The following is a 16,698-nucleotide window of genomic DNA, read 5'->3' as shown; positions in this document are numbered from 1 at the left end:
AAATTGCACGAATACAGTTTAGAAAATTTTATTAGATACCTCAGTCAAATTCAGTTTATTCATCAACCCTCTGTGATACATAATGGTCCGATCCATTGAGATATTCCACGATATACAAAACATGCTTTCTCCAGAAGACTGGAAATCTCTGGAATCCGTTGTCACGGGAATCGAGAACATTCAGGGAAGACGCGCCAGAAAAAACATCGTAGCCGGTCTCAACAAAATTATCCTGGATACCGCACTGAAAAACAATAAACCTTCACTTCTTCTTGCCCTTCAGGAAATACAGAGCGGGGAGATTGAAGAATTATTCTCACGGATTGTCAGACAATATATCACCACAAAGGATAACCGTTGGCTGGAATCAGTTTTTTCATTATCTGAAAAGATCGGGAAGAAAAGCAACCAGTCCCGAGTCTATGCGATGGTCGCCCGGGATCTCATTGATGCTGGTGTATCTGAAGCAGCCCCGAAACTGATCGATCAGGGGATGACAATGTTGGATCGTATCAGTTTCCGAAAATACCGGTCAGATATCATGATCGATATCATCCCCCTTCTTATCGTCTGGGCAATAACAACACGCAATAAAAAAATACTGTTTACTTCGCTTGTTCTCATCGAAGAGATTGGGGACATTTCCAAGCGGGCTGTTCTGCATGCAGAACTTGCAAAAGCACTGGCAACCGTAGCAGTGCTGGAAAAAGACAGAGATCTATTTTTTGATAGTCTCCAAAATGCAACTACAATTCACCAGAAGATACGCCGCCAGGATTGTATTTCGGAAATCATCAGTAGAGGCGCAAAAGCAGAGTTTAGTAAAGAGATGGCAGATATCTCGCAGTTTTTGGAGAATTTTACCGCCGATTCCCATGAGGCTTTCCTGGAAATCATCAGTGCATTGACCGAACAATTACTCGAAAGGGTAAAGGATAAACAACAAATCATTGCCGTTCTCGGACATTTATGTCGTGATAAACCGAAAGTAACAGGCACCATTGTTATAGATTTGTTGAGAAAAGCGGAACGATCGGGGGACCCGTGGTTTTTCTCCACGGCATTAAATCTCCAGCAGCATATTTCAGATGCAGAGGAATTCCCCACAAGAGAGATGGTCCGTGCAGGGATCTCCGTTGCTGGTCATTTAAATGACATGCAGGTTCTTAATGAACTAATTCCTGTTATTGACCGTCATTGCAGCACCGAGATCCTCTCACGGATTTATCTCCAATTTTCACAGATTATGCTTTCATCAGGGAATTTTAGTTCAGCACTGGGCATATTCGGAAAAATCAACCATGAATCAGAAAACAATGCTCTTTACTCAGAATGCCTGATCCAGTTGCTCAAAGAAGGAATTCTTAATGACAGTATTCCCTTGATTCATAATAACATCCTTGTAAAACTCAACAAGGAGGTAGTAAACAATACCATCTATCGTGCTGTTATTGAGGTGAACAAGGGCAGCACATTCAAAGAACTGATCCCCCACCTCCTCTCAATCCGAAATCTCATTCTCATCCACCCAAAACATGATCATCTTGTTCTGGAGTGCATCACCATAATGGTGGATCGTGGTTTTCTTGATTCCAATGATCCCAGTATCCTGATCCGTTTTGCAGGATCCATTAAAGAACAACCGCTTCGCGAACGGGCGATATCAAATATAGTAATTAAAATCGCAAAAATTGGCGTAAACTCGAAAAATCGCGATTTTCTCCAGAGAGCCGTGGGCCTTACCTGTGAAATCGAGGGGCAAAATACCCGTTCTGCAGCTTTGAGTACCATCATTGATGAGGCATCTATTCTTGCCGCACAACAGGGAGATCTTGACCTACTGCTTCGTATGAAAGTCTGGAGCAACTCCCTGCTTGAAAAAGACCTCATATCCTATGCAATGGCGAACATCATTGACGGGGTGATAAAATTTGCTCTTGACCGTCAATCCTGCGAAGCCCTTGAAGAGGCGTACCTCATTGCCAATGAAATCGGCGATACATCACTGAAAGTGCAGTTATTCGAAAGGATTGCTGAGTGTTTTGTGAAAATCGGTTGCATTATCTTAAAAAATACCCCCACTCCACCAGATGGAGAAGATCCTGCAATAATATTTTTGCCATTTGAGCGTGGACTTGAGATTATCAAAGAACAGGTAAAATCACCGCAGGTCTCCCTTAAAATTGCAGGAATTATCGATATTATCCTATCATATTCCCGTTCCTGTAACACTCTGGATTACATTATACCACTCGCAATGTTCGCAACAGAGATCAAGAACCCCTATGAACGCGATGCAATGATGTCGCGCATCATTTCGAACCTGAATGAAGATATCACTCATCCGAATTCTACAGATCCCTATGAAACCATGGCATTTCTGATTCGGAAAAACGACCTGTCAAATTCAAGCCAGCGCATTATCGAGTTGATACACCGCATTCTTCTCATGATCAATGATCCCTATGTCAGACTCACAGGATTATGTGATCTCGCTGACCTTCTTACACATTTGAGAAGACCCGATCATGCAAAGCAGGTTCTTGCGGATGTGGTTAATAATTTGGATATCCTTTCTGTTAGCTATCAGAAAGTACTTGTCCTCTCATACCTATCTTCATCATACAGCCAGATAGATCCTATTGCATCTGAACAGTTTCTCCTGCGGGGTATTGAGCAACTGGATGACATCGAATTCGACAAAGCCGCGACAACCTGCCGTCAGGTTGTGTTTACCATTGTCAGATTGAACACCCTTCATCCGGATCCACAATGGTATTCAATTGCACTCCAGATCGCCCAGAGGATTACTGATCCCGTGGAGTATGTCAACTCACTTGTCTCCATTTACACTATGACTCGGGAAAACCAATCTCGTTGCAGAGAACTTATAAAAACCATGGAAGGGGCTATTGACAGGATCTCATCGCCGTATGAAAAATCTTCTATGTTACTTACCATCATTCCACTGACCATTTCTAATTCCGATGAGGAACTCCCCCTCAAACTGCTTAAGAAAACAGAAGCCCTGACAAAAAAGATCAATATCCAGTCAATTGCAGACATTATCCGGAACCAGATCGCTGAAGTGTATATTTCACTAAATCAGGAAAAACCTGATAAAAAAATGCTTTCGCATGCAATCCAGATCACAAAAACCATTGATGATGATGAAGTCCGTCTCTATCGCCTTGAACAGATGGGATATACAGAGATGTATGAGATAACACCCCAATTTGTAAAAATCAAATCCCTCTCAGAGAAAATGATCAAAGAAGGTATTCATTCGAACAATGTTACTGCTCTGGAACGACTTGTCAGAACTGTAGCTGACCGGGGGAAGGAAGCAGTTTTTTTTAGTTACCTTTCAATTTATTTTAAAAAGACAGGGCAAGAGAAACTCTCCCGTAAAATGCTCCAGAATTCCATTAAGGAGGCACGGATCATCAGACCGCTTTCCCGCAGGGCGTATGTCATGTGCGATATTGCCCTTAAAACATTTTCAGCGGGATGCGAGAAAACGGCCCAGGAGATCCTTGATTATGCCATTGACGCTGCAACCAATATCAGACAGTCTTCACTGAGGGATGAAGTGTTCGATGAATTGGGTCTTGCCATCAAGATTATGCAGAGAATGTGATACAATGAAAACCGTTGATATCATCATTAGTGGAAGAGTCCAGAAGGTGGGATTCAGAGCATGTATCCGCAGGATCGCTCAGGAGTTGAATGTCGGGGGGACCGTTGCCAACCTTCCTGATGGCAAGGTCAGGATCTATGCGACCGGTGAGTCGATGATCCTTGAAAAATTTGTATCCATGGTGTACAGCTGTCCCCGGGCCGTGGTCAGGGATGTACAGATCAATGAGACCTCCATCAGGACATTCAATGGGTTTTCGATTGTGAAAAATGAAGAACGGATCAGTACAGAATTTTGAGATCCCCGTAATTTTTCAGGGATTTGGAAAAATTATTCACTTGTTCGTTCACTTTTTCTGTAGTAACCGTTGAATAGAATGACTTCATAAGTGCAGTGATAACGGCATCGGAGAGCATACACCGGTCTTTTGTCAACTCATAATCCGAAGCGATCAGGGATTTTCCTGCCATCTGGAAGACAATCGGATCGATCATACCTGCCTTCAGGGGATCGATAAGATCCTGCACAAGGCCACCTTTTCCGGCATACAGCATTCCCATATCGGGATTAAGACGGGCGCCGATAACGGCAATAGAACAGTTTCCGTATAACATCGCATAACCAAACGAGAGCATTGCGTTGACGGGATCTACCTGGGGTTTGATCGTCCGCCTTCGGAATCCCAGATCTGAAGGGAGACTCCGGGCCATGATCTCATAATACATGTCCGAAACCAGTTTGTGCAATCTCCGTATCTCGTCAAGTTTGATGAGATATTCCAGTTCTTCCAAGGATTTCTGAAGAACATCAAATTCTCCTTCATAAAACAGGTGAACATTCTGCGATTCCTGAATACGCTCTATGGCAAACAGACGGGATTTTATCGATGCCTGCGCAATGGCGATAGCAAACCGCTGGCGTGGGGCTGCCTGCTGTTCATGAAAGAGATCTTTCTGGTCTGCATCTGCAAAAGGCCGGATTGTACCGGTTGGGGTTCCATCAGGATCAAAAAACGAGATATATGTTCCATTCCGGGCAAGCTGTGAGATGGTTGACGATTGTATCGTATGCCCACCAACGACAAGGAGATTTGCAACCTCCCCGATGGGGTACTGTTCGGTACGGGTCTTCTTCTGGATAATAAGGTGTTTTTGGGTTGATTTGATGATTGCACCAAAACCGCTTACCGAAACCCAAGGATATTCCATTGCGATCAACACCGAAGCACACGTGCCGGACTCTGTTCAGTACTACCACAGGGGCACGGATTAATTCATCGTTTTGGGTTATTGTATCGCCATGATGATACATCAACCGCGCAAACAAATATGAGACGGAGAAACCACGTTTCGGTGGATATAAACTCTAGCAAACGATATATGTACTTTCGTCATGTTATAGCATAACAGGGCATGGTGCTACAAATGTTCTGGGACAAGAAAATAGAGACACTCAAGCCGGTTGAGCTGAGAGAACTTCAGTTCAAACGTCTGAAAAAAACATTTAATCAGGTCCAAAACGTTCCTTTTTACCGGAACCTTCTTGCTGAAGCGGGCATAAAAAAAACGTCGATAAAAACCCTCGAGGACATCCGCAAAATACCTTTTACCAAAAAGCAGGACCTCAGGGACGGTTACCCATTCGGGTTCTTTGCAGTCCCGCTCCGGGATATAGTCAGGATCCATACAACTTCAGGGACCACCGGTAAACCAACAGTTGTCGGATATACCCGTAATGATCTGGATACCTGGTCCGACCTCATTGCCAGGAACATGACCATGGTTGGAATTACCAAAGACGATATCTTCCAGAACATGGTCAACTACGGTATGTTCACCGGAGGTCTCGGGTTTCATTACGGGGCCGAGAAGATCGGAATGACGGTCATTCCCAGTGCGACAGGAAATACCAAACGCCAGATCGATATGATCAATGACTTCGGTGTCACGACAATCCACTGCACTCCCAGTTATGCCATGCATCTCTCCGAAGTAGCCGAAGAGATGGGGACTGGGCTTGACAGCCTCAAAACGGGACTCTTTGGTGCAGAGCCCTGGTCAGAGAGTACAAGAAAAACCCTTGAAGAACGTCTCGGGGTGACCGCATATGATTCCTATGGTATGAGTGAACTATTCGGACCCGGCGTTGCGTTCGAATGCCAAGAGAGGGATGGCCTGCATATCTGGCACGACAGTTACCTTGTTGAGATCATCGATCCAAGAACTGGAGAGACGGTGGCAGATGGCGAACGCGGCGAACTGGTCGTGACTCCACTCGTCAAAGAGGCCATGCCGTTACTCAGGTACCGGACCGGCGATGTCACCATGCTTATGGAGGACGGATGCCTGTGCAAAAGAGGCAAAAAAATTGCCAGGCTTACCGGAAGAAGCGATGACATGCTGGTCATACGGGGTATCAACGTCTTCCCTTCGCAGATCGAGCACGTGCTCCTGAAAATCCCCGAAGTAGGCAATCAGTTTATGGTCTATATTGACAGAATCAATCATCTGGATGAGATGACTGTCGATGTTGAGATTAACAGGGAGTTCTTCAGCGGCGAACTTGAAGACCTTGCCCGGCTCCAGAAGAAAGTGGTCAAGGAACTCCGGGATGCACTGGAACTGAGAACCACGGTAAAACTTGTTGAACCCGGATCACTGCCGAGGTTCGAAGGAAAGGCAAAGAGAGTAATTGATCGAAGAGAGGCAATATAATGGCATTATGGGATCCCAGGATTGAAGAGATGCCGAAAGCGGACCTCCAGAGAATGCAGTATAAACTGCTCAAGAGTCTTGTATACCGGCTGTACAGTTTTTCCCCGTTCTATCACGACCGCATGAAGGAGCAGAATGTCCATCCCGATGATATTCGCGAACTTTCCGATGTCAGGAAACTCCCGTTTATGTTCAAACGCGATCTGCGTGACAATTATCCTGATAAAATTTTTACCGCAAGCAGGGATGAACTGGTCCGGTACCATGTCTCGAGCGGGACAACGGGAAAGCCGACCGTCGTCGGCTACACCCAGAATGATCTTGACCTCTGGTCAACCTCCCTTGCCCGTGGGATGACCGCCATTGGTCTGGGACGAGGAGACGTCATCCAGGTGAGTTACGGGTACGGTCTTTTTACCGGGGGACTTGGCCTGCACTATGGTGCTGAACGTATTGGCGCAACGGTTCTTCCTACAAGTGTTGGGAACACCGAACGCCAGATTGAACTTATGCAGGATCTCGGTACTACTGCGATCTGCTGCACACCCTCATACCTCCTTCATATTGGTGAAGTTGCCGAAAAGATGGGTGTGAATCTCGGCAAGGACACACAACTCCGTACAGGAATCCTTGGCGCCGAACCTTGGACCGAGAAGATGCGGGTCAGAATCGAAGACTGGCTGGGCATTAAGGCCTACGATGTCTATGGCACCAGCGAATTATCAGGCCCAATGTTCACAGAATGTGCTGAACAAAACGGGTTCCATGTCTGGTCGGATATTGCACTTACTGAGATCATCGATCCCAAGACCGAAGAGCCGCTGGAGCCGGGCGAGAAGGGGGAAGTGACTATTACCATACTCCAGAAAGAAGCCCTGCCCATGATACGGTACCGTATCGGAGATATTGCCACCATGGATGACGAGGTCTGTACCTGCGGCAGGACCTCCCCAAGAATCCACCGGATCGAGGGACGTGTCGATGATATGCTGATCATCCGGGGGATCAATGTTTTCCCATCGCAGGTTGAGCATACACTGATGGCCATCCCGGAAGTTGGGCAGCACTTCCAGATTGTTGTTGAGCGGAAAGGCGCTCTTGACGATATGCTTGTCCGTGTTGAACTGAACAAGGAATCATTCAGTGACAAGATTAATGATCTCATGAATATACGGCAGAATGTTGAACACCGGCTCAGGAATTCCCTGAACGTAAACGTTGATGTCGAACTTGTCGAACCTGGATCACTCCCAAGGTTCGAGGGAAAGTCGAAGAAAGTCATTGATAAGAGGTCGATGTAAATGGACACGAAAAAATTTGTGATCAAGCAGATCTCGGTATTCTCAGAAAACCGGCCCGGCCGCCTTGCTGCAATTGCCCATGCGCTGGGAGAGGAGAAGGTTAACATCCTCGCATTCAGTATCGCGGAAGCAAATGGTTTTGGTGTTGTCAGGGCACTGGTGGATCACCCGCAGAAAGCCCATGACAAACTCCAGTCCATGGGGTTCAACATAGCATTTACGGATGTAATCGCGGTCAAGATGAAAGACCAGCCAGGCGGGCTGTACGAGGTTGCAAAGATCCTCGGGGATGCAGGCATCAACATCGAATATTCTTATGCATATTCCGGAAAAGAGGGCGCAGTCCTTATCCTCCGCGTCGATCAGGTTGAAGACGCAATAAAGAAGATCCAGAAATCAGGTGCAACCCTGATCGAGAGATCCGTCTTCCACTGAAAAAACCGATTTATCCCTTTTAATTATTTCTTCTCCCACTTCTCCAGGTACCCGACTTTTGCCAGCGTGCTTCCCCGCTGGATCTCTTCCCGGATACGCTCCTCGGTCTTCCGGATCTCAAGCGCCCGTCGGGCAATCTCATACGCCCGTTCCGCCGGAATGACCACTACACCGCTCTCGTCCCCTATAATCCAGTCACCTGGCCGCACATATTGTCCGCAGCACTGGATCTCTGCATTAATCTCCCCCATTCCTTTGGGTTCCCCGGCGTTGGGCACCGTTGCCTTTGCAAAAAGAGGATATTTTAATGCACGAATATCATCAACATCCCGGACCGCGCCATCGATAACAACCCCTTCAACCCCGTTCTTCACGCAGCTTAACGTGGCCAGTTCACCCCATGGGGCAACATGAACGCCACCGGCATTGTTGATGACAATAACATCGCCCTTGACGGCCACATCAATTGCCTCAACAGGTTTTGCCCAGTCCCCGGCAAAGGTCTGGACCGTGACTGCCCTGCCCACCAGTTTCACGTTGCCGCATATCGAGACAATGCCGGTCATTGCCCCTTTGCGGTGCATTGCATCGGTAACATTAGGTGCCGATACCTGGAGGAGGATTTCCCGGGTCTCCTCGTCCACGGTTTTTTTCCGCGATGACTTCCGTGAGCGCGAGTTCATGCCGGAACGGATCTTTTTCGTTGATCCGGTTACATCTCCTGAACGGACAATATTTCCACCAACAATCACAATTTCGGCACCGCACCGGACAGCTTCTCCGGCACCCGAAGCATCGATTCCACCGGCGACTGCAATGGGGATACGGATCTGACCCGACAGAGTTGTCAGGAGGTCCATTGAATCTTTTCCGGTCATCTGTTGATCGATGCCCACGTGGGCACAGATGATGTGGACACCGAACGATTCCAGTTCTTTCGCACGGGTGAGCGGATCCGGGACATTGATCAGGTCAGCCATGATACGTACACCGTAGAGTTGTGCAGCCCGGACAGATTCAGATATGACCGCATCGTCTGCATCAGCAAGGATACAAATGACATTGGCACCGGCTTTTGCTGCCATCTCCACTTCCAGCGCACCGGTATCGGCCACCTTCATGTCTGCAACGATGACAGATTTCGGGAAATGCTGGCGCAGTGACCGGATAGCATGCATCCCTTCGCTCTTGATGAGAGGAGTGCCGGCTTCAATCCAGTCGGCACCGCCATCAACAGATTCACGTGCGATCTGTAATGCACGATCCAGATCAAGGAGATCCAGAGCCACCTGGAGGATCGCATGTTTCATGATCATTGATCTGATTTGCCGAATGCTTAATAATTCCCAGAGCCGGTAAAACCGGGAGACACGGATTATTAAGTCACCATAAAATATGAAAAGAGGTACTACCAGTATCGGAATTACTTACACAAATCCAGTTCAGATAATGCCACCTTGAGAAGGACCCCACAGACTCGTCCAATTAAAGGGGGAACTGCCCAATGAGGATGAGATGAATAAGGGGGTTCCTCTCAAGGTCCTGTGTGGGGTACCATCCCCCGGGAATTCCTGAAAAAAATATCTTTTGATGGGTCGCAGTACTTCTCTCATAATATCTTTGTGAATCTTGGCTGTGTACATTACCTGCCAAAAACCTGAACGAATATTTACACCATTATCAGCATCGCGATCGATCTCCGGCAAACAATTTTCAACCACCCCCTCACCCCCTGCTCAAAATTTTTCAGGCAGGGTCTGATTGATCGGCAAACCATCTCACGCCGGCAAATTAAAAATTTTATCGCTTGTACATGCATTTTGTCGGATAATTATCCGATAATCGCCTCATCAACTGACACCTCATGATCGCGATTGAAATTTTTTGCTCTGTAGAAATGATTTCAACGAGGGAGAAGAAGAAAGAGATCGACCGAAAGATCTAAAGTATATTGTCTCCTTACTCTGATGTGTCGTCAAGTTGTAAGGGGACAAATAAGAGATCGTCTGGACGGTTTATCAGGTTTATTGAATATGCCATCTCATTGGTACGCTCGACTCATCTGCCACGGTATTCCAGTAAATATTCGAGGAGAGATTATACCCAGCATCAACTTCTGACAATCCTGTTGTTCAAAGAATCCCGGAAGGAAGATTACCGGACGGTTGTTAGTAACCTCGAAGAGATGGATCGAATCCGAGACGCTTTAGGACTCAAAACCATCCCTCACTTCACAACACTCCAGAAATTTTTCAGCCGGATCAAACCCATCTACTTCAATCTTCTCCTGAAGAGCACCCTGAAAATATTCTATTTCCCTGACGATAGAATCTCGATTACTGCCATCGATTCATCCAGGTTTACCAGCGGATACTGCAGCCATTATTACTCTGAAAGAACCGGTAAGATCCGAAAACATTTCCTGAAAACCACAATTTCTATCGATGTTGATCAGCAGGTTATCACTGGATTAAGGATCTCAAAAAGCAGGGTTCATGATTCACGACACGCATTCTCCCTTCTCAAAGAATGCCATAGACTCCTTAAATCTGAATGCTATCTCATGGACCGGGGTTACGACTCAGAGAAAATGCACCGGTTTATCCGTGAAACTCTAAAGGCAAATTCGATCATTCCCGCTCGTTCCCATCAGTATTCCAAGAATGTATGGGGGAAATATCGAAAGAAGATGACGGATAATTTCGATGTTGAGCGGTATCGAAAACGTTTCCTGGTTGAAACTAAGTTCTCTATTCTGAAGCGTAGGTTCGGAGCCGATCTGAAATCCAGGATATTCCAAATCCAGAAGAAGGAAATCTCGTGCAAGATCATCCTCGCTAACCTTGACAGATTCATACAATTTGTTTGGATTAAGGTTTTCTACAGAGCAAAAAAATTTCAGCAGACTCTGCCTGAAAAAATGGCTCTGGAGAATACCTTAATATCCGGCTGGAGTTTTTACCCTATAGTAACCATATCCGGCATCCACTGCCTGTTGAGATCTTTCGCTTTTCTTTAGCCCGGGCTCAAATTCAGTGAAGTACTGGGGTCTGGAAAACAGACCCGCATTTGCCAGTTCTGGTACCCTCTCTTCGGGAGTCTATAATACTTCCGGAAGGAGAATGGAATTATTATAAAGAACGGTACCGCGCGCGATACCCGAAAAAAGGTATTTACCTGAAGATTACCGATTATTCTTTTTCATACGTTTCGAAGAACTGGATCTTTTTCTGAACCTTCTTGGGGGCAATGGTGATCTCTGCGGGAGTTCCCGCCGCAACCAGAGAAACGAGGGTATACTTATCAGGCACATTCAGCAGGATTCGAACCGGTTCCGCATAGTCTTTCTTATCGCCAGCCACCCAGCATGATGAAACACCGTATGCCTGAAGCGCCAGAATCAGGTTCTCTGTTGCCGCACAGCAGTCTTCAAGATAATAGGTCTCTTTCTTCTCGCCAAAGACCGCAAAACAGAGGGTACAGTCAGCGATGAACCTTCCGTTATCAGCAAGTTCTGCTATCTTTTCCAGAACCTGCTTCTCTTTTATCACACCGAAAAGCCATGGCTGAACGTTTCTGGCCGTGGGTGCCAAGGCTGCACATTCGATAGCATCCCGGATGGCCAGTTCATCAACAGAATCCGGTTTAAATTTCCTGACACTGTGGCGGGATTTGATCACGGTGGTTACAACATTCATGCACCGTAATGGGAGATCCTGATAATAAAATGTTGCGAAGTGAAAAAATTATTTTCTCTTCGGGTAGAGAACCAGTCCGAAGATTGCGGCTGCAATTGCAAGGCCCGCTTCAAAACCCGGGACATGGGTGGTTGGTACAACGGTTGATTCCACTATTGCTGGTGATGGAGGAAGTGTTTCAACAGTTGACGGGATCTCCGGTACAAGAGTGGTTGTTGCGGGAAGCGTTGTCGGCAGCGGGGTTGTTTCTTTCGTTGTCACAATCGCAGGGATTCTGGTAGTAGCGGTGGTGATTGCTGTGGTCGGATTTGTCACATATGATTTATCAGTAATCAATGGGTTTCTGTCCTGATTGAGGACGGTCACTTTACTACTGATGGTCTTACCGCTCTGCCCGTAATTATCGTTCATCTGATTGACATTGCATTCCACCCAGACGGTATAGGTTCCCGGGAGATATGTATCACGGTTGCTTGTACCCCAGATCGAACCGGTATACTGGGGAGTGGAGATAAGGTTATAATTGACAAGGGAGGTCGTACCTCCGGAGTTACTAGTGAGTGATGAGAGGATCGCTCCATCAGGAGTCCGCACCTTGATAGTAACGGGAACCCCAGTCACAAGGGATCTCTGGGTCATCTGGACAAGATTGGAGTCTATTCTGAACCGGAGTTCATCATCAGTAGGCACCCACTTGTTGGTCACATCAACACCAACTGTCGTATCTTCCACTATAAGATCAAGATAGGGATCTGCAACCATGAATGCAATTGTCTTTGCCGGGAGGACATACCATGACCCGGTCCGGCTCGCAAAATCGCTTTGTGTCACGTAAAAGTTCGATGCATCCGACACAGATACAATAGAGTCCGGGGAGCTCCCCGCAATCGATGCTCCTGATGCCCACCATCCGATCTGATCACCGGAAGAGAGGATCGAACTAACGTCGAGACCCTGTTCCCCGATAAATACGGTATTCCCTGCCGAGATTTTATTAATATCGGCTGCTGCAGGGCATATCAGAATAAGAAACCCGGTAAGAAGCGCAATACCTGTAATAATTTTATCTGCCATAATCATCCCCAATTGCTGTGCTTGATAATGAAAAAGGTAGACTGACAAGAATAAAGTGTTTATGGGTTATCAAGGATAATCCGGTGAAAATTTTCAAAAACGCGTTTTCCCTCAAAGGTATGACTGACTTCCGGATGCCACTGGAGGCCGTAAATATGCTTATCGGGAAGTGCAATCGCTTCATTGTTGCATATCGATGATTGGGCCAGAAGGGTAAAACCCTCGGGAATCCGAGAGACCTCATCCGCATGGGATGCCCAGACGTTCATTTTTTCCGGGTATCCTTCGAGGATAGCATCGTTTTCGCAGATCTCGATATCCACCGGCCCATACCCCCCACTCTGGCCCGTATGCACATCTCCGCCAAAGTGCCTGGCGATTATATGCAGACCAAGGCAGATCCCAAGAACCGGCAATCCAAGATCGAGGTACTGGCTGCAGTTTCCGGCCCGCTCGATTGCAGGTCCGCCACCAAGAATGATCCCACGGCAACCATTCCGAACCTCTTCTGGAGCTGTCGTGTTCGGGATAAGTGTTGCATCGATATCAATATCCCGCAGTGCCCGGTTTATGAGATGATTGAATTGCCCGAAATTGTTCACAACGTAGATCGGAAGCATTGCAGTACCCGTTTCTCTTGGAATCCTATAAGACTGTTCAGCTGCAGGCTTTTGCGGTGGAAAGGATCCGCTCACGGATTGTTTCTTCGGAATATCCCATGAGGTACGCAAGACACATTGCACCCCCGGCTCCAAATCCTTCCTTGACCTCGCCGATACAGTACCGTGCCAGACCCGTATGACCGAGCGTCCCGAATCCAGGGTCCACATAATACATAGGTACGCCAATCCGGCTGGCAATATGATCGATATTGGCGGTGGGATCATCCCGAACATATGTGGTGGTTACGACCGCGGGAGGTGTCATTCCCATCGCCTTTGCCAGGGCTGCAACCGAGAGCATCTGGGTACCCCCGGCAAGAAGGATATTGCCGGTATACGATTTGATCATCCCTGCTGCCACTGGCATCATTGGATCACCGGTGTAACGGACAATATCGAGCGGTTCAGAGACCTTGTCAGCAGTGATTCGTGCGAGTGTTTTTGAGCAGATCTCTTCTTTTATCGATACCGGGTTCTCGATGAAACTGCTGCTTACGGATGCTTCATATCCTAATGCACGCAAGACGCAGAGTGCGGTAGTGGTTCCGCCCGGCACACATTCGCCGATGACAAGGAGATCGCTGGCATGGGTGAGGAATTTCCCCAGTGATTCACCCTGATTAAAAAGGATACGTGCATGGGGGACTGCATCCCGTAACCGCGGGTCTTCGCCAACCGATCCGTAGAGATCGTAGCAGGGAACCGTTGGCGTCTGGTGTAAACCGGCATTCACGAACAGCGGTTCAATGCCCATGAGGGCGATCATTGCCCGGGTGATGGATGATGGAGTGGGACAACCTGTTGGGGTATTTGGCTTGAACGGGTGGCTGGTAACATTGCCAGTTGCGATCAGTTCCGCATCGAGTATCGGAGTAAGCAGGGTTTTTTCAGGTGTCGGGCCGGCGCCGGATATCCCGGGGACTGTAGACAACAGGGTATTGGCAAGAATACCGCAAAAAACCGGATTTTTTACGTTAAATGGGGGCTTTTCCGAGAGGAATGCCATAACAATCAGTCTATAAATTCGTGGTGTAAATGATTGAATCTATCGATGCGAAAAATCCACAACGATATAATACACCCGCTCCTACTACTCCTAAGGTATGTTTGAGATAGAACAACGGCTGCTGGATCATGGCATTACCCTTGACGATATGGTTACTGCCGCCATGGGACTGTATGTCTCCCATGGCATGCCGGATGAACAGGCGGCAACTGAGATTCGGAAAAAGATGCAAAAATTCCTGGGAGATCCCAACGTGGCATCCCTTCTGCTCGGGGCCATCCTGCTCGAAGATGAATTGTATACAAAACGAAAAAACTCTGAGATCGCTGATGATCCCATTTTTCTCTTAAGCGATGAGATCCTTGGGATGGCGATTGCAGAGTGTATCGGGGGGACCTATGCCCGGTTCGAATTTACCCGGTATGACCAGAAAAAGCCCGGCATCCTTGCAAAACTCGGACCATTTCTCGATGATGCGGTGGCCGGACTGATTGCCGGCTGCACGTCACGTCTCTATAGCGAATCATTATGAAGACCATCAAGTCACTGCTCCAGTTCACAACAGTTCTACCCTTGGGGAAACCTCAGGATCTCGAACCGTTTGCCCGGCGTTCCTACATTTACCCGCTTGCAGGTTATGTAATCGGGGTATTCGTTGCGCTACCGGTATACTTTATCGCAAACCCAACTATTGCAGCTGCGGTTGCGGTGGCACTTCTTCTCCTTATTACCGGGGCTCACCATTTCGATGGCCTGCTGGATCTGGGTGACGGGTTGATGGCGCACGGCGATCAAGAAAAACGTATTCGGGCACTCACGGACAGGAATGTCGGTGCCGGAGCCATCGCACTAGGGATCGCAGTGACACTCCTCCTGTTTGCTGGACTGCAGGAAGCCACGTCAATCGCATGCGCATTGATCATTGGTGAGGTCTGTGCAAAATTTTCTATGGCATTTCTCACCGTATATGGCAAACCATTCCATGAAGGAATGCACAGTTATCTCCACCAGTTCGCGCAACCCGTTTTCCCAGCAGTTTCGTTCCTGCTATGCCTGCCGCTTTTTCTCTTACCGATTGCACCGGTAAAAATAATTACCGCAATGCTCCTCATGCTTCTCTGCCCGATAGTACTTCTCGGGATCTCCCAACGAATCTTCGGAGGGATTAATGGGGATGTTGCCGGTGCCTCAAATGAGATCACCCGGGCGTTGGTAATCGTAAGCATTGCGCTGATCTAACATCGGATCAGGTAAAAGTATCAGTAAACCTGCCAATGGATAGATAATTATCCAACTCTTGGATATACACCGGCATTAATCGATTTTTTCTCCCGTAGTGGCTCGGAGATATAAACAAACTACTCGATTTATGCAGGCTATTGGAGTGAGAAAATTTGTCTACAGGTGTAATAGAACACGGATTGAAATTACTATAAAAAAACGAAAAAAATGACAGAAAAACGGGAATTTGTTACTTCGGTTTTCGCTATCAACCGGGAAAAATGTATACCCTTGTACAGGCGTTTTTTTAGTAAAGACCCTGATATCCCTTGTTTGCGTCGTCGTCACATTCAATAGCGGATCCATCCCGTATGAGCGAATTGAACATCATAGCCGCGTTCATCAGGTTCTCATCTGCTGCAACTCCCCTTTTGAGATCATTGAGCGCCGACTTCTGAGGAGTCGCCATAACCCGGCTTCCAGTCCGTACACCTGTGCAATGCATGCAATACGCGCAGTGACTATATACTGACACATCCCCATCTGCACAGCCGACCGTGACCCGGTTTTTTTTCTCATCACGCTGGAAGGGCAAAGATTTCATATGCATTGATATTTTAGGGATCCAATATGAGTATACCGATGTGTGGGTTCTCACCGGAAAAAGAAGCCCGTCAATCGAAATATTTTAAATAGTTGGGTCTCATATAAGTAATACTCGCATAAACTGACTGTAAGCGGACAGTCTCAATGTTTTGGAGGATTACATAAATGGCATCTGACAAGCCCCACATGAATCTGGCCGTAATCGGCCACATCGACCACGGAAAGTCAACTACCGTCGGACGAATGATGTTCGAGACCGGCGCTGTACCGGCCCACATCATTGAAGGGTACCGCAAGGAGGCTGAATCCAAGGGTAAGGCCACCTTTGAATTTGCATGGGT

Annotated in this window: 15 protein-coding genes and 1 pseudogene; 9 read left to right on the top strand and 7 right to left on the bottom strand. The window is 47.3% G+C overall.

What is annotated here, in order from left to right:
• Window positions 1-82: 82 nt before the first annotated feature.
• Both LUQ43_RS01805 and LUQ43_RS01800 read left to right on the top strand, forming a co-directional pair.
• Window positions 83-3,640, top strand: coding sequence for a hypothetical protein (locus LUQ43_RS01805; protein WP_299963201.1), 3,558 nt, complete (start codon window positions 83-85; stop codon window positions 3,638-3,640).
• A 4-nt stretch (window positions 3,641-3,644) separates the two neighbouring features.
• Entirely contained in the window at window positions 3,645-3,938 is a 294-nt protein-coding gene (locus LUQ43_RS01800) for an acylphosphatase (RefSeq protein WP_299963199.1), read from the top strand.
• On the opposite strand, the gene cas1 is transcribed toward LUQ43_RS01800, so the two are convergent.
• Window positions 3,922-4,848, bottom strand: coding sequence for a CRISPR-associated endonuclease Cas1 (cas1, locus tag LUQ43_RS01795; protein WP_299963196.1), 927 nt, complete (start codon window positions 4,846-4,848; stop codon window positions 3,922-3,924). The two genes, LUQ43_RS01800 and cas1, sit on opposite strands and share 17 nt — an antisense overlap.
• 216 nt (window positions 4,849-5,064) lie before the next feature.
• Here cas1 and LUQ43_RS01790 point away from each other — a divergent pair, with 216 nt between their 5' ends.
• The 3 genes from LUQ43_RS01790 to LUQ43_RS01780 are packed head-to-tail and all read left to right on the top strand — an operon-like array spanning window position 5,065 to window position 8,090.
• Window positions 5,065-6,354 carry a phenylacetate--CoA ligase gene (locus tag LUQ43_RS01790; protein ID WP_299963644.1) on the top strand — a complete coding sequence of 430 codons (1,290 nt, stop codon included), beginning with the start codon at window positions 5,065-5,067 and terminating at the stop codon, window positions 6,352-6,354.
• A complete protein-coding gene (locus LUQ43_RS01785) occupies window positions 6,354-7,655 on the top strand; it encodes a phenylacetate--CoA ligase (protein ID WP_299963195.1) in 1,302 nt (433 codons plus the stop codon). Before LUQ43_RS01790 ends, LUQ43_RS01785 begins: the two co-directional genes overlap by 1 nt.
• Window positions 7,656-8,090, top strand: a complete 435-nt coding sequence (locus tag LUQ43_RS01780) for an ACT domain-containing protein (protein WP_299963193.1) — start codon at window positions 7,656-7,658, stop codon at window positions 8,088-8,090.
• A 23-nt stretch (window positions 8,091-8,113) separates the two neighbouring features.
• On the opposite strand, the gene hxlA is transcribed toward LUQ43_RS01780, so the two are convergent.
• Window positions 8,114-9,400, bottom strand: a complete 1,287-nt coding sequence (gene hxlA, locus LUQ43_RS01775) for a 3-hexulose-6-phosphate synthase (protein ID WP_299963191.1) — start codon at window positions 9,398-9,400, stop codon at window positions 8,114-8,116.
• Between the two features lie 659 nt (window positions 9,401-10,059).
• On the opposite strand from hxlA, the pseudogene LUQ43_RS01770 reads away from it, so the two are divergent.
• Window positions 10,060-10,947, top strand: a pseudogene (locus LUQ43_RS01770) (IS5 family transposase); the annotation flags it as partial.
• A gap of 334 nt (window positions 10,948-11,281) precedes the next feature.
• Here the strand turns inward: LUQ43_RS01770 and LUQ43_RS01765 are convergent.
• Genes LUQ43_RS01765 through cobT form a run of 4 tightly spaced genes read right to left on the bottom strand, consistent with a single transcriptional unit; the run spans window position 11,282 to window position 14,530 of the window.
• On the bottom strand, window positions 11,282-11,788 hold the full coding sequence (locus LUQ43_RS01765; RefSeq protein ID WP_299963189.1) for a nitroreductase family protein: 507 nt from the start codon (window positions 11,786-11,788) through the stop codon (window positions 11,282-11,284).
• Window positions 11,789-11,836: 48 nt separating this feature from the next.
• On the bottom strand, window positions 11,837-12,862 hold the full coding sequence (locus tag LUQ43_RS01760) for a DUF3821 domain-containing protein (RefSeq protein ID WP_299963187.1): 1,026 nt from the start codon (window positions 12,860-12,862) through the stop codon (window positions 11,837-11,839).
• Between the two features lie 59 nt (window positions 12,863-12,921).
• A complete protein-coding gene (locus LUQ43_RS01755) occupies window positions 12,922-13,482 on the bottom strand; it encodes a GMP synthase subunit A (RefSeq protein WP_299963643.1) in 561 nt (186 codons plus the stop codon).
• A 37-nt stretch (window positions 13,483-13,519) separates the two neighbouring features.
• Window positions 13,520-14,530, bottom strand: a complete 1,011-nt coding sequence (cobT, locus tag LUQ43_RS01750) for a nicotinate mononucleotide-dependent phosphoribosyltransferase CobT (RefSeq protein WP_299963185.1) — start codon at window positions 14,528-14,530, stop codon at window positions 13,520-13,522.
• 97 nt (window positions 14,531-14,627) lie between these two features.
• Between cobT and LUQ43_RS01745 the strand changes: the two genes are divergently transcribed.
• Both LUQ43_RS01745 and cobS read left to right on the top strand, forming a co-directional pair.
• Entirely contained in the window at window positions 14,628-15,062 is a 435-nt protein-coding gene (locus LUQ43_RS01745; protein ID WP_299963183.1) for a phosphatidylglycerophosphatase A, read from the top strand.
• Window positions 15,059-15,769 carry an adenosylcobinamide-GDP ribazoletransferase gene (gene cobS, locus LUQ43_RS01740; RefSeq protein ID WP_299963181.1) on the top strand — a complete coding sequence of 237 codons (711 nt, stop codon included), beginning with the start codon at window positions 15,059-15,061 and terminating at the stop codon, window positions 15,767-15,769. Before LUQ43_RS01745 ends, cobS begins: the two co-directional genes overlap by 4 nt.
• A 289-nt stretch (window positions 15,770-16,058) precedes the next feature.
• Here the strand turns inward: cobS and LUQ43_RS13370 are convergent, their stop codons facing one another.
• Window positions 16,059-16,220: a hypothetical protein gene (locus LUQ43_RS13370; RefSeq protein ID WP_363318471.1), complete on the bottom strand. Its 162-nt coding sequence runs from the start codon at window positions 16,218-16,220 to the stop codon at window positions 16,059-16,061.
• 302 nt (window positions 16,221-16,522) lie between these two features.
• Here LUQ43_RS13370 and LUQ43_RS01730 point away from each other — a divergent pair.
• A partial coding sequence (locus LUQ43_RS01730; protein ID WP_299963642.1) for a GTP-binding protein occupies window positions 16,523-16,698 on the top strand: 176 nt, incomplete at its 3' end.

The sequence above is a fragment of the Methanoregula sp. genome, assembly GCF_028679125.1.
Classification (GTDB): Archaea; Halobacteriota; Methanomicrobia; order Methanomicrobiales; family Methanospirillaceae; genus Methanoregula.
This window is presented reverse-complemented; position numbering and strand designations above follow the sequence as displayed.

Coding starts and splice junctions, on each gene's coding strand:
- LUQ43_RS01745 (WP_299963183.1), top strand. CDS start 14,628: ATGTTTGAGATAGAACAACGGCTGCTGGATCATGGCATTACCCTTGAC.
- LUQ43_RS01805 (WP_299963201.1), top strand. CDS start 83: ATGGTCCGATCCATTGAGATATTCCACGATATACAAAACATGCTTTCT.
- LUQ43_RS01780 (WP_299963193.1), top strand. CDS start 7,656: ATGGACACGAAAAAATTTGTGATCAAGCAGATCTCGGTATTCTCAGAA.
- LUQ43_RS01755 (WP_299963643.1), bottom strand. CDS start 13,482: ATGCTTCCGATCTACGTTGTGAACAATTTCGGGCAATTCAATCATCTC.
- LUQ43_RS01760 (WP_299963187.1), bottom strand. CDS start 12,862: ATGGCAGATAAAATTATTACAGGTATTGCGCTTCTTACCGGGTTTCTT.
- cobS (WP_299963181.1), top strand. CDS start 15,059: ATGAAGACCATCAAGTCACTGCTCCAGTTCACAACAGTTCTACCCTTG.
- LUQ43_RS01800 (WP_299963199.1), top strand. CDS start 3,645: ATGAAAACCGTTGATATCATCATTAGTGGAAGAGTCCAGAAGGTGGGA.
- hxlA (WP_299963191.1), bottom strand. CDS start 9,400: ATGAAACATGCGATCCTCCAGGTGGCTCTGGATCTCCTTGATCTGGAT.
- LUQ43_RS01765 (WP_299963189.1), bottom strand. CDS start 11,788: ATGAATGTTGTAACCACCGTGATCAAATCCCGCCACAGTGTCAGGAAA.
- LUQ43_RS01785 (WP_299963195.1), top strand. CDS start 6,354: ATGGCATTATGGGATCCCAGGATTGAAGAGATGCCGAAAGCGGACCTC.
- LUQ43_RS13370 (WP_363318471.1), bottom strand. CDS start 16,220: ATGGCGACTCCTCAGAAGTCGGCGCTCAATGATCTCAAAAGGGGAGTT.
- cas1 (WP_299963196.1), bottom strand. CDS start 4,848: ATGGAATATCCTTGGGTTTCGGTAAGCGGTTTTGGTGCAATCATCAAA.
- LUQ43_RS01790 (WP_299963644.1), top strand. CDS start 5,065: ATGTTCTGGGACAAGAAAATAGAGACACTCAAGCCGGTTGAGCTGAGA.
- cobT (WP_299963185.1), bottom strand. CDS start 14,530: ATGGCATTCCTCTCGGAAAAGCCCCCATTTAACGTAAAAAATCCGGTT.